General features: G+C 73.3%; 10 protein-coding genes and 1 riboswitch. Of the genes, 7 read left to right on the top strand and 3 right to left on the bottom strand.

Translation table 11 applies throughout. From position 1 onward, the window contains the following. Positions 1 to 7 precede the first annotated feature (7 nt). Both ACH414_RS03010 and ACH414_RS03005 read right to left on the bottom strand, forming a co-directional pair. Positions 8 to 796, bottom strand: a complete 789-nt coding sequence (locus tag ACH414_RS03010; RefSeq protein ID WP_391768243.1) for a hypothetical protein — start codon at positions 794 to 796, stop codon at positions 8 to 10. A gap of 212 nt (positions 797 to 1,008) precedes the next feature. After that, the gene (locus tag ACH414_RS03005) at positions 1,009 to 1,863 is read right to left on the bottom strand and encodes a bifunctional 5,10-methylenetetrahydrofolate dehydrogenase/5,10-methenyltetrahydrofolate cyclohydrolase (protein ID WP_382534861.1); all 855 of its coding nucleotides are present in this window, start codon (positions 1,861 to 1,863) and stop codon (positions 1,009 to 1,011) included. Between the two features lie 28 nt (positions 1,864 to 1,891). Continuing rightward, positions 1,892 to 1,998, bottom strand: a riboswitch (ZMP/ZTP riboswitch). Between the two features lie 132 nt (positions 1,999 to 2,130). Between ACH414_RS03005 and ACH414_RS03000 the strand changes: the two genes are divergently transcribed. Both ACH414_RS03000 and ACH414_RS02995 read left to right on the top strand, forming a co-directional pair. Next, positions 2,131 to 3,456, top strand: a complete 1,326-nt coding sequence (locus tag ACH414_RS03000) for a GAF domain-containing protein (protein ID WP_398940672.1) — start codon at positions 2,131 to 2,133, stop codon at positions 3,454 to 3,456. A 46-nt stretch (positions 3,457 to 3,502) separates the two neighbouring features. After that, the gene (locus ACH414_RS02995) at positions 3,503 to 5,026 is read left to right on the top strand and encodes an aldehyde dehydrogenase family protein (RefSeq protein WP_382535071.1); all 1,524 of its coding nucleotides are present in this window, start codon (positions 3,503 to 3,505) and stop codon (positions 5,024 to 5,026) included. Positions 5,027 to 5,262: 236 nt separating this feature from the next. Here the strand turns inward: ACH414_RS02995 and ACH414_RS02990 are convergent, their stop codons facing one another. Continuing rightward, on the bottom strand, positions 5,263 to 6,051 hold the full coding sequence (locus ACH414_RS02990) for a YqjF family protein (protein ID WP_398940671.1): 789 nt from the start codon (positions 6,049 to 6,051) through the stop codon (positions 5,263 to 5,265). A gap of 740 nt (positions 6,052 to 6,791) precedes the next feature. Between ACH414_RS02990 and ACH414_RS02985 the strand changes: the two genes are divergently transcribed. From ACH414_RS02985 to ACH414_RS02965, 5 genes are all read left to right on the top strand, one after another. Then, entirely contained in the window at positions 6,792 to 8,777 is a 1,986-nt protein-coding gene (locus ACH414_RS02985; RefSeq protein WP_398940670.1) for an ABC transporter ATP-binding protein, read from the top strand. A 357-nt stretch (positions 8,778 to 9,134) separates the two neighbouring features. Beyond that, entirely contained in the window at positions 9,135 to 10,607 is a 1,473-nt protein-coding gene (locus ACH414_RS02980) for an NUDIX domain-containing protein (protein ID WP_398940669.1), read from the top strand. Next, entirely contained in the window at positions 10,595 to 11,386 is a 792-nt protein-coding gene (locus tag ACH414_RS02975; protein WP_398940668.1) for a class I SAM-dependent methyltransferase, read from the top strand. Before ACH414_RS02980 ends, ACH414_RS02975 begins: the two co-directional genes overlap by 13 nt. Before the next feature lie 779 nt (positions 11,387 to 12,165). Then, positions 12,166 to 12,888, top strand: coding sequence for a two-component system response regulator CseB (gene cseB / locus ACH414_RS02970; protein ID WP_382534849.1), 723 nt, complete (start codon positions 12,166 to 12,168; stop codon positions 12,886 to 12,888). Between the two features lie 23 nt (positions 12,889 to 12,911). Beyond that, on the top strand, positions 12,912 to 14,144 hold the full coding sequence (locus ACH414_RS02965) for an ATP-binding protein (protein ID WP_398940667.1): 1,233 nt from the start codon (positions 12,912 to 12,914) through the stop codon (positions 14,142 to 14,144). The last annotated feature ends 408 nt before the right edge of the window (positions 14,145 to 14,552 follow it).

Below are 14,552 nucleotides of genomic sequence, written 5' to 3'. Positions count from 1 at the left end.
GGGCGTGTCACTGCAGGGGCGCTGTCAGCTTTCCGGCCGTGTCGGAGGGGGCGGCGAGGCTGCAGGCGACGGCGTCGTCGCCGAGGAGATAGCTGGTGCGGTACGGGTAGTGGACGAAGGTCGTCCAGCGGGTGCCGAGCGGCTGCTCGGCGGCCTTGCTGCGGAGCGGGGCCCGGCACAGCGCGGCGGCCGCGTCCCGTACCGCCCCGTCGTCGGCGTAACTTCCGGTGAGCCGGAGGCGGACGACCAGCTCGGCGTCGTGCGGCGTGTCGCAGGGACGGGGGACGACGGTGCCGGGCGCGTCGCGGTTCATGTCGAAGCAGGCGCCGGCGCGCAGCACGTCATAGGGCGTCCGCGCGGGCCCGGCCGTCCGGCTCGCGCTGGGCCGGGGGCTCACGCCGCCGGTCGCCGGCGCGGAGGCGGAACCGGTCGGCGCGGTGGCGGCGCCGGTCCGGTGGGCCGTGCGGGGCTGTGCCGTCCGGTCCCGGCCGGCCGCCGTCCGGCTCGGCCGCGGCGAGGAGCTCTCGCCCGGGCCCGAGGGGTCCTGTCCGGGCGTCTCGTAGGGCGTGTCGGCGCGCCCGCCGGCGGGCCCGGCATCCGGCGGTGCCGTCGTGTCGGACCGGGTCGGGACGGGCGTCGCGGCGCGCGGGGCGGGGGTGTCGGTGCCGCCTCGCGCGGTGAAGGCGACGGAGAGCAGCAGGACCGTGGCGAGGGCCGCGACCAGCAGGGCGACGGCGCCCGGCCGTCGAGGGGCGCGGGCGCCGCGGGACGGGGGTGCCGTCGGCGGGTGGAGCATAGGAGACAGGTTCACCCGGAGCCGCTCATGTGGCGAGTGATATCCGGGACTTGGGCCGCGCTCGTACAGAACCGTGACAATCCCGCGGCTCGGGCGAGACCCTGATCACCGGCGGCTCGGGCGCGCAACGGACATGACGGGGCGGGAGGCGCGAATCGGGGATCACGGACCGGTGGCCGGCAGCCGGGACCCCGGCACGCACCTGTCCGCCGTCACAGACCGAGCTGGCGCTCGGCCCCCTCGACGGTCTGGGCGAGCAGCACGGCGATGGTCATCGGGCCGACGCCGCCGGGCACGGGGGTGATGAGGGAGGCCCGCTCGGCGGCGCTCTCGAAGTCGACGTCGCCGACGTTGCCCGGGTTGTAGCCGGCGTCGATGACGACGGCGCCCGGCTTGATGTCCTCGCCCTTGATGAAGCGGGGCTTGCCGACGGCGGCGACGAGGATGTCGGCCTCGCGGACGGCGGCGGAGAGGTCGGTGGTGCGGGAGTGGCAGTAGGTGACGGTGGCGTCGCGGCCGAGCAGGAGCAGACCGGCCGGCTTGCCGAGGATGGCGCTGCGGCCGACGACGACGGCCCGCTTGCCGCTGAGCTCGACCTCGTACTCGTCGAGCAGGCGCATGATGCCGCCGGGCGTGCAGGAGACGAATCCGGGCAGACCGAAGCCCATGGCGGCGAAGGAGGCCATGGTGACGCCGTCGACGTCCTTCTCCGGGGCGATGGCCTCGAACGCTGCGCGCTCGTCGATGTGCGGGCCGACCGGGTGCTGGAGCAGGATGCCGTGGACCTCGGGGTCCTCGGAGAGCGCGGTGATGGCCGCGACGAGCTCCTCGGTGGTCGTGCTCGCGGGCAGCTCGACGTGCTTGGAGCGGATTCCGGCCTTCGCACAGCGGTTCTGCTTCATCTTCACGTACGTGACGGAAGCGGGGTCCTCGCCGACGAGGACGGTCGCCAGGCAGGGGGTGACGCCGGTGCGGCGGGTGATCTCGGCGGCGCGGGCCGCGGTCTCCTCGACCGTGCGGCGGGCGAGCGCGGTGCCGTCCATGAGGCGGGCGGTGCTGGTGGACATGGGCCACTCCTGGGCGTCGTCGATGACCGGTGGATGCCCAGGCGCACGGCTGCGACACGGCCGCGCGGGGTGAGCGCGTCCGCCGGGCCGCTCCCCGGTGGTGATCCACCTCAAGCGCCAGTCACGGCCCGGGTCCCACTGTACGTGACGGCTCGCATGACGGGTACCGGACAGGGGCACAGGCGAGGCCGTCGGGACGCTTGTCGGCGCCCCGCCCGCGCACGACGATGACGCCCATGAGGCGAACGACCTCGCGGGGAGGCCGAGTTGAGCATGGCGCGGACGGGCACGGCGGGCACGGCGGGCACGGCGGATGCGACGGGGGCGGCGGCCTGGGCGGGCGGCTCCGGTGCGGTGCGCCGGGCGCACGAGGCGTTCACGACCGGGGGCCCGCTCGGGGGCCCGCCGGTGCGGCCGCTGGTCGCCGAGTCCTGGCGCCGCTCGATGCGGGCGCGGGTGAGCCCGGACGGCGGGGCGCGGGTCGAGCTGGACGAGGAGGAGCTGGCGGGGCACCGGGAGGAGCATCCGCTGGCGGCGGCGATGCCGGTGGTCCGGGAGCTGATGGGGGCGTACGCGCGGGACGGGGAGCACCTGCTCGCGGTCTGCGACGCCGCGGGGCGGATGCTGTGGGTGGAGGGGCACCCGGGGACGCTGCGCAGTGCGCGCCGGATGAACTTCGTGCCGGGGGCGCGCTGGTCGGAGGCCGCCGCGGGGACCAACGCGCCGGGGACGGCGCTCGCCGTCGACCGGCCGGTGCAGGTGTGCGCCGCGGAGCACTTCCAGCGCCCGGCGCAGACGTGGACGTGCGCGGCGGCACCGGTCCACGACCCGCGCAACGGGCGGCTGATCGGCGCGGTCGACATCACGGGTGGGGACGGCCTGGCGCATCCGCACAGCCTGGCGTTCGTGCAGGCGGTGGCACGGGCGGCGGAGTCGCAGCTGGCCCTGCTCTCCCCCGCGCCGGCCGCGGGCCGGCCCCGGCTCTCGGCGCTCGGCCGGGACGAGGCGCTGCTGCACGTGGCGGGCCGGCGGCTCCGCCTCAGCCGCCGGCACAGCGAGATCCTGGTGGTCCTGGCGTACCGGCCCGAGGGGGTGGGCGGCGACGAGCTGCTGACCCTGCTCTACGAGGACGAGTCGGTCGCGCCGGTGACGTTGCGCGCGGAGATGTCCCGGCTGCGGGGCCTGCTCGGCGCGGAGCTGCTGGCCTCGCGCCCGTACCGGCTGACGGCTGAGGTGGACGCGGACTTCGTGACGGTGGACCGCCGGCTCGCCTCGGGGGCGGTGGCGACGGCGCTCGGGGACTACGCGGGCCCGCTGCTGCCGGGGTCGCGGGCCCCTGCGGTGGTACGACTCCGGGAACGGCTGGCGGGGCGGTTGCGGGCGGCGCTGGTGGACCGGGCCGATCCGGGGCTGCTGGCCGACTGGGCGTACAGCCCGTGGGGCGAGGACGACGTGGCGGTGTGGCGGGCGCTCGCCTCGGCCGTGCCGGCGGCGCAGGCTCCGGCCGTACGGGCGCGGCTGACCGCGCTGGACGCCGAACTGGCAGCGGGTGCAACGGGGTTGCAACGTCGGGCGGCGCAGACTCGCCGCTGAGCGCCGGCCAAGGACGGTCGGCGCGGTTCGAGGGGAGGCCATGCCCATGACCCGTTACGCCGCGCCCGGCGCCGAGGGTTCGCTCATGTCGTACGGGGCCCGCTACGACCACTGGATCGGCGGCGAGTACGTCGCCCCGGCCCGCGGAGGGTACTTCGAGAACCCGAGCCCGGTCGACGGCAAGCCGTTCACCGAGGTGGCCAGGGGCACGGCGGAGGACGTGGAGCGCGCGCTCGACGCGGCGCACGCGGCGGCCCCGGCCTGGGGCCGCACGGCGCCGGCGGAGCGCGCGCAGGTCCTGCTGCGGATCGCGGACCGGATGGAGGCGAGCCTGGAGGCCCTCGCGGTCGCCGAGACCTGGGACAACGGCAAGCCGGTCCGGGAGACGCTCGCCGCCGACATCCCGCTCGCGATCGACCACTTCCGCTACTTCGCGGGCGCGCTGCGCGCCCAGGAGGGCTCGCTCAGCGAGATCGACGAGGACACCGTGGCGTACCACTTCCACGAGCCGCTGGGGGTCGTCGCCCAGATCATCCCGTGGAACTTCCCGATCCTGATGGCGGTGTGGAAGCTGGCCCCGGCGCTGGCGGCGGGCAACGCGGTCGTCCTCAAGCCGGCCGAGCAGACCCCGGTCTCCGTCCACTTCTGGCTGAGCCTGGTCGCCGACCTGCTGCCGCCGGGCGTGGTGAACATCGTCAACGGCTTCGGCGAGGAGGCGGGCAAGCCGCTGGCCTCCTCTCCCCGGGTCGCGAAGATCGCCTTCACCGGCGAGACGACGACGGGCCGGCTGATCATGCAGTACGCCTCGGAGAACCTGAAGCCGGTCACCCTGGAGCTGGGCGGCAAATCCCCCAACATCTTCTTCGACGACGTGTGGGCGGCGGACGACGACTTCCGCGACAAGGCACTGGAGGGCTTCACCATGTTCGCCCTCAACCAGGGCGAGGTCTGTACGTGCCCGTCCCGCGCCCTGGTCCAGCGCGGCCACTACCGCGAGTTCCTGGAGGCGGCGATCGCCCGTACGGAACTGATCGTCCCGGGCCACCCCCTCGACACGGCGACGATGATCGGCGCACAGGCCTCCGACGACCAGCTCGCCAAGATCCTCTCGTACCTGGAGATCGGCCAGCAGGAAGGCGCCAAGATCCTGACGGGTGGTCAGCGCATCGATCACGACGGCGAGCTGGCGGGCGGCTACTACGTCCAGCCGACCATCTTCGAGGGCGACAACCACATGCGGATCTTCCAGGAGGAGATCTTCGGCCCGGTCGTCGCGGTCACCTCCTTCACCGACTTCGACGACGCCATCCGCACGGCGAACGACACCCTGTACGGCCTCGGCGCCGGCGTCTGGACCCGCGACACCACCACCGCCTACCGCGCGGGCCGCGCCATCCAGGCGGGCCGCGTCTGGACGAACTGCTACCACGCCTACCCGGCGCACGCGGCGTTCGGCGGCTACAAGCAGTCGGGGGTGGGCCGCGAGACCCACAAGATGATGCTGGACCACTACCAGCAGACGAAGAACATCCTTCAGAGCTACTCCCCCAGGAAGCTGGGGTTCTTCTAGCAGCTCCAGTCCGGACATTCGGGGGGAAGGCGCTCCCAGGACCGTCAGCTCTCGCAGGGCCAGGGGGTGCGAGCCTGGAGGAGCACAGACTCGCGTCCGGCGGAGTCCGTGGTGACCACTCCCTCTCGCCGGGTCCACGGTCTGGTTGGGCTGACATCGACGGACGGCCCGCGCGGGCACCGGTCGGCAACGGCTCGTTCGTGGCCCCGGCGTCCGCGAGGGCACGTCGCGGTCGCCTAGCAGATCCAGAACGGACGGCCGAAGCGTACAGACAGGCCTTGCGAGTAGAGCAGGCTCGCCGGTGAGGACGCGGCTACCGTCAGACCCGTGGCGGCCTCCACGAGTTCGTCCTCCAGCAGGAGCAGCGCCGCGTCCTTGAAGCGCCATGGCTCGTGGTGGAGCGGCCAGTAGAACGTCCGCCCCCAGGCCCGGGCGTGGAGACCCCATCTGGCGGTCAGGAAGTTCTCCCGCGCGTCCGGGCTGCGCTCCTCGCCCTCGACCGCAGCCCAGAGGCGGGAGCGAGGATGTTGCGGGCCCTTACGGCGAACGGCGTAGAGGATCCTCTCTTCGAAGCGGTCGCAGCGGGCGGACGCCCAGCGGTAGGGAAGCCCGAACACTCCGTTCGCCGCGATGACGGGAAGCAGACGGTTGCAGTCCAGGCTCAGGAACACCACCCCGCGCCGGCCGGCGGCATCGACGCTGTAGAGGCGTACGTTGATCTCCTCGAACCGGCCCGCGAAGGGCAGGACGGGACCGCGCGACAGACGGAGATCCCTCATGCCGAAGAAGACGAGGCCCACGTAGGTCTTCCCGTCGAGCACGTCCGGCCGCGTTCCCGGGGGAAACAGGCCGGCGACGTCGTCAGGCGACACCTCCCAGTGCGCGAACACCAGGTCGGTCCACCGCTGGCGGAAGACGCTGCCGGAAGACAGCGGGGGACCGACCGCCGACACCGGTCGCGGCGCCGTGTCACGCTCCTCCCGGTGCACGGGTGGGCCCGCGGAACCGCGGCAGGACGTCGCCATGGCTTCCTTCTCCTCTCCATCCGGAAACGCGGACAGAGGCCGAGCCGGGCCCCGTGGCGCAGGCTCCTCGCCCTACGCCCCAGCGTTCGGCAAGCACGGCGCACCGACAAGTCGCATCGTTCATGCATTGAAGTCGCCAGGCTTCCCCTGACCACCGTGCGTGATCATCCGGGCGCCACCGTGCGACGCGAAGACCCCCGTGCGCGGTGAAGCCGGACGGCTGACTCGCTCGTAGCTCCGGCCCGCGCGACGAGCGCATTCCGCCGGGTCCACCCCGAAGGCTTTCTCCTCGACCGCGGCCTGGTCCTCCTCGAGCGCTTCGCAATCGAGGAGCTCGTCACGCGCCCGCCCACGGTGGTCGGCGGCCGCCTCGCGCGGCAGAGCCGTGACTCGGTGGCCACTGAACTCCCCTGCGGACAAGCCCCCTTCGATGTCGGCGTTTCGGCCACTTCCGGCATCGAGGAGGCCCCCTGTCCCGTACGGGTCGATGCACCACGCACGAACGCGCTTTCGCCTATTTCCGGGGTTCGAATGCCGTCCGATTTAACTGTGCTCGCATCACGTCCTCGCGTCGTTGAGCCATCCGACACCCCCACACGACCTTTGGAGACCGTGATGTCCCCTCTTCCCACCTTCCCTGCTCAGGTCAAGCAGCCCAGGCCCGGAGCCTCCCCGGCGGGGTCCGTGCGCATGGCTGACGAGTCCCGCCGCACAGCACGCCCGGATACGAGGTGGGGGGCATGACGAGTACGACGGAAACCGGGCCGACGGCCGATGAGGAGGCCTCGGAGTCGGAGCAGTTGCTGTTCGGGGGGAGACTCACCTACGACCAGGGCTTCGCCGCACACTCCGGCGCCTGGGCGGCTCTCGGGCTGTGGGAGATGGGCCGCTCGCTGCCGCGGCAGGTGCTCCTCGCCATCCGTCTCGCGCGTGAAGCCGACCGCCGGGCGTTCGTCACAGTCGCCCTCAGCGAGATCACCCGCGGAATCACCCAGGCCGTCTCCCTGATCTCGGTCAACGCGCTGCTCATGGCGCTCCTCGCGCCCGGTGACATCCCCGGTCGGCTGCAAGCCGCGCTGCCGGCCGTCGCTGTCGTCGCGGTCCTGTCCGTGATCGGCTCGGTCTGCACGTCGGCCTCGGCCGCGGCCACCGGGATTCTGGAGCCGAAAGCGCAGCGGGTCGCGACCGAGCGGTACCTCGGACTGGTGGCGAGGGTCGAGCTCGAGGCGATCGAGGACGACGCCTTCCACCGGCTGATGGACACCGCGCAGTGGGGCGCTGATGCGGCCCGGCGCATGGTCGGCTACTGCACCGCCGTGGTGACCTCGCTGATCTCGCTGACTGCCGCGGCCGGGGTGCTGACGGTGCTGCACCCCGTGCTGCTTCCGCTTCTGGTCCTCATGGCTCTGCCGAACGCATGGGGCTCGCTGACCATGACCCGGCACCAGTACACGAGCTGGCACCGGTTCGTGCAGCACGTCCGCGCCGCGAAGTTGCTCAACCAGCTGCTGATCGACCAGAAGGCCGCCGCCGAGGTCCGCGTCCACGGCGTCGCTCCCCTCCTGCTCACCCACTTCCGGCTGATGGCGGAGACCAGCGAGGTGGAGCAGACCCGGCTGGCCTGGACGGGCGCGCGCGTGAATCTGATCGCGGACTCCGCCCGCGGACTGGCCACCATCACCACGTACGGCGTGCTCGGATTCCTGCTGTGGGCGGGGCGGATGGACCTCGCGATCGCCGCCACGGCGGTGTTGGCGATCCGGACCAGCTCGGCGAGCATCACCGACCTGGTCGTGCGCATCACCGACGTTCAAGGCGAGGCCTTGTTCATCGCCGACCTCGAGCGCCTGTGCGAGGAGGCCATGGAGCGCGCGGTGCCCGACGGCGGACTGGACCTTCCGGACGTGGCGGATGAGATCCGGTTCGAGAAGGTCACCTACGCCTATCCCGGCAAGGACACGCCCTCCCTGCACGATGTCGACCTGGTCATTCCACGCGGCAAGACCGTTGCGCTGGTGGGGAAGAACGGATCCGGCAAGTCGACCCTGGTCAGCCTGCTCAGCGGGGTCAGGCTGCCGAACTCCGGGAAGGTCCTGTGGGGCGGTGTCAGCACCGCCGAGGCCGACCGGACGCAGGTCTTCAGCCGGGTGGCGATCGTCGCCCAGGACTTCTTCCGCTGGCCGTTCACCGCTCGCGTCAACGTCGGCATCGGCCGCAGCGACGTGCGGTGGGACGACGGGGCCATCCAGGACGCGGCCGCCTACGCGGGCGCCGATGAGGTGATCGCAGGGCTGCCGCGCGGTCTGGACTCGCTGCTCGGCCGCGGCTACAAGGGCGGGCAGGAGATCTCCGGTGGTCAGTGGCAGAAGCTGGGGCTCGCTCGCGCCAGGTTCCGGCACGGCGAGGTACTGATCGTCGACGAGCCCACCAGCGCCCTCGATGCGGCAGCCGAGCAGCGTGTCTTCGACCAGATCCACCGGCTCGCCGACCAGGGCCAGACCACCGTCCTGATCACCCACAGGCTCGCCAGCGCTCGCCACGCGGATGTCATCTACGTCCTCGACGAAGGCCGCGTGGTCGAGAGCGGCACCTTCACCGAGCTCATGGACCCCGCCACCGGGACCGGCGCGTTCCGCGACGCCTACGGACTTCAGGCGCGCCAGTTCGAACCTGCCCCCGTGCCGGCCCAGTCCGCCCGCGTCGACGAGCCGGAGGCGCGCCGATGACACCCACGCTCCGCGAGCGGGAGCGGATCGAGCTGGTCACGCTGCTTCTGGCCGGCGAGTTCGGCATCATGGCGACCGCTGTCGAGGCCGGCCCCACCGGGACGGTCACGCACAACTACCTCGCCTCCGGGCAGGACGACAGGCAGTGGTTCGTCAAGACCCCGCGTCGCTGCAGGCCTACGCTCGCGCCCGCTTCGACGCCGCGGCCGTACTGCGCGGGCGCCTTCACGAGGCCGAGGAGGTCTTGCGTGCACACCCCTCCCGACGCTCCCCCCGCGGGCCGCCGACCCCCGCACACCCTGGTTGGCCCCGCCCCGTCCTCTGCTGCCGCCCGTCTCGATCCGGTGAGGTGCCGACATGCCGCCGTCCGCTGACCACATCCGCGACCTGGTCGCCGACTACCTCGACCGGCACCCCGCCGAGCGGAGCGCGCTCAGCGGACTTCTGTCCGCGCTCGACTCCGGCGCCGACCCGACCAGCCGGACCGCGCTGCCCGGGCACATCACGTGCAGCGCGGTCGTCATCGACGCCGCCGGGCGCGTCCTGCACATCGCCCACCGGGCCAGCGGGCTCCTCCTCACCCCCGGTGGTCACGTCGACGGCGGTGACGCCACGCTGCTCGCCGCCGTGCTCCGGGAGGTCCGGGAGGAGACGGGCATCCCGGCCTCCTGCCTCGTGCTCACGCCGGAGTTCGGGCACGCGCCCATCGACATCGACGTCCACGACATCGAGGCGCGGCCCTCCACAGGCGAACCCGCCCACCGGCACTTCGACGTCCGGTTCGTCTTCCGCCTGACGCCGGGCGCACCGGAACCGACCCTGCAGGACGACGAGATCGCGGGAGCCGTGTGGCTGGCGCAGGACGAGGTCCGCTCGCCGACTCTGCACGCGAAACTGAGCGCCGCCGGCCTGCACGGCACGATCACCCCGGTGAACGCGTCCGCCGTGATTCGCGACGCGGCCGGCCGGTATCTGCTGCATCTTCGAGACGCGAACAAGCCGGACATCTGGGCGCCGGGCTGCTGGGACCTGCTCGGCGGCGGCCGCGAACCGCACGACGCCACGCTGCTCGACACGGTCACCCGCGAGCTCCAGGAGGAGGCAGGTCTCGTCCTCACCGGCCTGGAGCCGTACCGCGTCGACTCCGTCATCGGCACCCACGGCACGAGCGTGCCCGTCGCGCTGTTCGCCGGCGAGTGGCAGGGGGACCCGTCGGAGCTGACGCTGACCGAAGGCGTGATGCTCGCGTGGTTCCGTCCCGAGCAGCTGCCCTACCTGACCATGCTGCCCGACACCCGGAGCCTGCTCGAGACCCACGCCGCCGAGCATCCCGCCCCTGCCGCCGACCAGCCGGAGAAGTCCGCTGCCGCGGTGGCGGGCGCGCCGGCCGGGACCGAGCCGCACATCGTCGGCGTCCACCTCTACCTCGAACGCGACGGCAAGGTCCTCCTGGGCCTGCGGCACCCGGACTCGGCGTACGCCGGCGACACGTGGCATGTCCTCGCGGGTCACTGCGAGTACGAGGCCGCCACCGACTGCGCGGTGCGCGAGTCCCGCGAGGAGGCCGGGCTGGTCATCGATCCGGCCGATCTCGACCTCGTCCACACCGTCCACATGATCGACAAGCCGGGAGACCGTCCGCGCATCGGTCTGTTCTTCCGCCCCCGGTACTGGGAGGGCGCGCCGGAGGTGCGCGAGCGGGACAAGTGTGTGGCCTGGGAGTGGATCGGGGTCAAGGACCTGCCCGAGCGGATCGTGCCGTACACGCGGGCGGCGATCGAAGGCATCCAGGCCGGCCGCACCTACACCGAACTCGGGTGGCAGCGGTGACCGACTTCGCCGCGGTCGGCGCCGCGTACGACGCGTACTCGACAGGCGGGCGGGGCCGGCTCCGGCACGACCTCGTCTTCCGCCGGCTGCAAGCCGAGCTTCCGGACCGGCCGGTCCGAGTCCTGGACGCCGGCTGCGGAACCGGCGAGATGACGCTCCGCCTGGCCGCCGCCGGGCACCGGGTGACCGCGGCGGACGCGTCCGACGGCATGCTCGCCGCCGCCACGAGCCGACTGTCCGCCCGACCCGAACTCGCCGCACACGTCCGCTTCCTGCGGGCGGATGTCGAGGTTCTGGAGTTCGGCGGCGAGAGGTTCGACCTGGTCTGCTGCCACGGGGTGCTGATGTACCTGGACGAACCGGCGACCGCGGTCGCCCGGCTGGCGGGGATGGTCGCGCCCGGCGGGGTCCTGAGCATTCTGGCGAAGAACCGTGCGGCGTCCGGGTTCCGTGAGGCGCTGCGCGGCGAGTACGCCCTCGCGCGCGACCTGATCGAGAGCGGCACCGGCGTGAGCGTCGGCCACCTCGGCGTCCGCACCCGCGGGGACACTGCCGAAGAGCTCGACCGCCTGGCCACCGAGCACGGTCTGACCCCTCTGCCCTGGCAGGGAGTACGCATTCTCAACGACCACCGCGCCCAGGAGTGGTCACCGGAGCCCGACGAGTACGCGTCGGCACTGGAGACGGAGTGGGCCGCCTCGACACGCGACCCGTACCGGCACCTCGCGCCCCTCGTGCACACGCTGGCCCGCCGTGCACCGGACGGGAGCGGCGGATGACGGCCCCCAGCGTCGCCCCGGCGCCCCGGCCGCCGTGACATCAACCGCCGTGGCAGCCGCGTCGCTACGGCGCCACCGCTCGTCCCGCGCCTGCTGACTGGGCGAGGAAGGTGCCCTTGCGGCAGCAGCGTTCACGCCGGCGGCGCTGCCCGTCGTGGCCGTAGGGGAACTCAAGGCGACGCCGGGCCAGGTGTCCTTCCCGGCCGCATCGAGGCCGACAGCGGTCTGACCGACCCCGTCTACGCGAGGCCTTCCTCTCCGTGCGCCGGGAGGTGCTCCTCCCCCACGCGTACGTCCGGGTCAGCGGGCGGGGCGCGGATCCGATCGACTCGCGCCTACTCGACGGCTCCCACCCCGACCACCGCGAGGAGTGGCTGGAGCTGATCCACCCCGACGAGTCGACCCCGACGCGGAGGGACGGCCGCGGCGCCGTGACGAGAGAGGCGAACTGGCCGCGCCGCGGCACCGCGGACGCACGGCAATGCGCGTGGGGACGGCGCGGCGAGCGCGCCTCCCCCCAGGGTGACGACGCCGTCGGAGCAACCAGCGCCGCTTGTCCGGTGATGGTGGGCGCCGGAGCGGCTGCCGCGCCAGCGGTGTCAGTCGCGCCGCCTCCGTCTCCATACCCGCCCGGATGGGTGTCGGCCACCACGCGGTGGTGTATCAGGCGGGTATCAGCCCAGGTCGGAGGCGTGCTCACAGCCCTCCGGCGGCGCCGGGGGTGCGTGAGGGTGAGGCATGATGGAGGGCCCGCCCTGTCCCGTGCCCGAGAGATGTACATGTCTGATTCCGTGTCGGCACCCGCGCCCGCGCCTGTGACCGTCCTGCTCGTCGAGGACGACGAGGTCATCCGGCGGTCCGTCGCCATGGCCCTGGAGCGCTACGGCTACCGCGTGCTCGTCGCGGCCGACGGCCTGACCGGGCTCGAACTCTTCCGGGAGGGGCGGCACGACCTGATGCTGATCGACGTGATGCTGCCGGGCCTGGACGGCATCGGGCTGTGCCGGCGCATCCGGGAGACGGCCACGGACCCGATCCTGATGATGTCGGCGCGCGGCGACGCCCTCGACGTGGTGTCCGGCCTGGAGGCGGGGGCCGACGACTACGTGGTCAAGCCCGTCGACACCGCCGTCCTGGTGGCGCGGATCCGTTCGCTGCTGCGCCGGGCCGCCTTCGTACCCCCGGCAGCCGAACCGGCCGGCCCCGCGGAGCCGGCCGCCCCGCTGGTCTTCGGCGACCTCTCCCTCGACCCCGCGGCCCTGGAGGTCCGCAGGGGCGGCGAGCGGATCGCGCTCGCCCCGACCGAGCTGCGGCTGCTGCTCGAATTCGCCGCGCACCCAGGAATCGTGCTGGACCGCCAGACCCTGCTGCGCGAGGTGTGGGACTACGGCTGGGACGGCGACACCCGGGTCGTCGACCTGTGCGTGCAGCGACTGCGCAAGAAGATCGGCTCCGAGCGGGTCGAGACGGTCCGGGGCTTCGGCTACAAGTGGAAGCGGTGAGCCGGGGTCCCCGGGGAGCGGTCGTGGGCCTGGTGCCGCACTCCCGCTCGCTGCGCTGGAAGATCGTCCTCCTGGTGGCGCTGGCCTGTGCCTCGATGGCGCTGACGGTCGGCCTGCTGGTGCACGACTCGGTGCTGCGGCGGTCCATGCACGAGGGCGCGGGCAGGGCCGTCACGGCCCTGGCGAAGGCCAGGGAGGAGGCCACGGCCGCGGGTGAGGATGGCCCCCGGGCCTCCCCGGGGGAGCTGCCCGATGCCCTGCTGCGGCAGGTCGAGCACGACGGCGAGGCCACGCTCTACGAGAACAGGCCCCCGGCCCCCGTGTTCTGGGCGGCCCGCAGGGAGGGCGGGAAGTTGTACGCGGTCAAGGTCGACATGACCGCCGACCTGCTGACCCGGCAGGCCCTGGACCGTCACATGTGGAAGTACTCGCTGCTCACCCTGGGCGTCGTCGTCCCCGCCACGGCCCTGGCGACGGAACTCCCCGCCCGGCGGCTGCGCAGGGTGGCCCGCACGGCTCGCCGCATCACGGCGGGCGACCTCGACGCCCGGACGGGGACGGTCCGCGGGGGCGACGAGGTCGCCGAGATCTCGGCCGTGGTGGACTCGATGGCCGACAGCCTCAAGCAGCGGATCGACACCGAGCAACGCTTCACCGCCGACGTCGCACACGAGTTGCGCACCCCGCTGATGGGTCTGGTCACCTCGGCGGACCTGCTGCCCGAGGGCGAGGTGACGGACATGGTCCAGAGCCGGGTACGGGTGCTGCGGGACCTGGTGGAGGATCTCCTGGAGATCTCCCGTCTCGACGCGGGCGCCGAGACGTCCCAGCCGGGACCGGTCGACCTGGCCGCCCTCGTCCGGGACTCGGTGGCGCGGACGGGCCTCGCGGCGCGGGTGACCGAACGGGAGACGGCGGTGGTCGAGTCGGACCCCCGGCGCCTGGACCGTATCGTCTCCAACCTCGTCGTCAACGCCCACCGGCACGGCGCGGGCCCGGTGGAAGTCGCCGTCGACGCCGGGACGGTGACCGTCAGGGACCACGGCCCCGGCTTCCCGGCCGACCTGTTGTCCCACGGCCCCCAGCGGTTCCGTACGGGCACGGCCGAGCGGGGGCACGGGCACGGCCTGGGCCTGACGATCGCGTCCGGCCAGGCGAGGGTGATCGGGGCGACCCTGGGCTTCGCCAACGCCCCGGACGGAGGGGCGATCGCGACCCTGACCCTGCCCCAGGACGGGCCACCGTCCCAGGCGTGACCGCGTCCCTGGACCGCCCGCCGGCGCCGGCGGGCGACCCGGCCGTAGCGGGACGGCCTGCCCGCCGCGGGACGCTCCTCGGCGTCCCGGGAGGCCCGCCTGCAGGGGTACGTACCGGTGCGGCCTGCACGCCGACGCACGGTCCTCGACGGTCGCCTGTCGGCGTGCGTCCCCGCGCTTCGGACGGCCCGCCGGCGCGTGGCTCCGCCGTCCGGGGGGGGGCGGCTCCGTCCGCCGACGAGGCCGTCCCGTATCGCTCGCGTTCGCCGGGTCGGCCGCCCGGCGCGATGCGCACCCCCTCCGTTCTTATCGCTCGCGTTCGCCGGGTCGGCCGCCCGGGGCGATGCGCACCCCCTCCGCTCTTCCGGCCGGGCCCCGACCCACTCCCGCCGATGCGTCGAACGCGCC

It is taken from the genome of Streptomyces sp. NPDC020422, from assembly GCF_044386705.1.
In the GTDB taxonomy this organism is placed as follows: Bacteria; Actinomycetota; Actinomycetes; order Streptomycetales; family Streptomycetaceae; genus Streptomyces.
The sequence above is the reverse complement of the archived record's forward strand: the minus strand, read 5'-3'. Positions and strand labels throughout refer to the sequence as shown.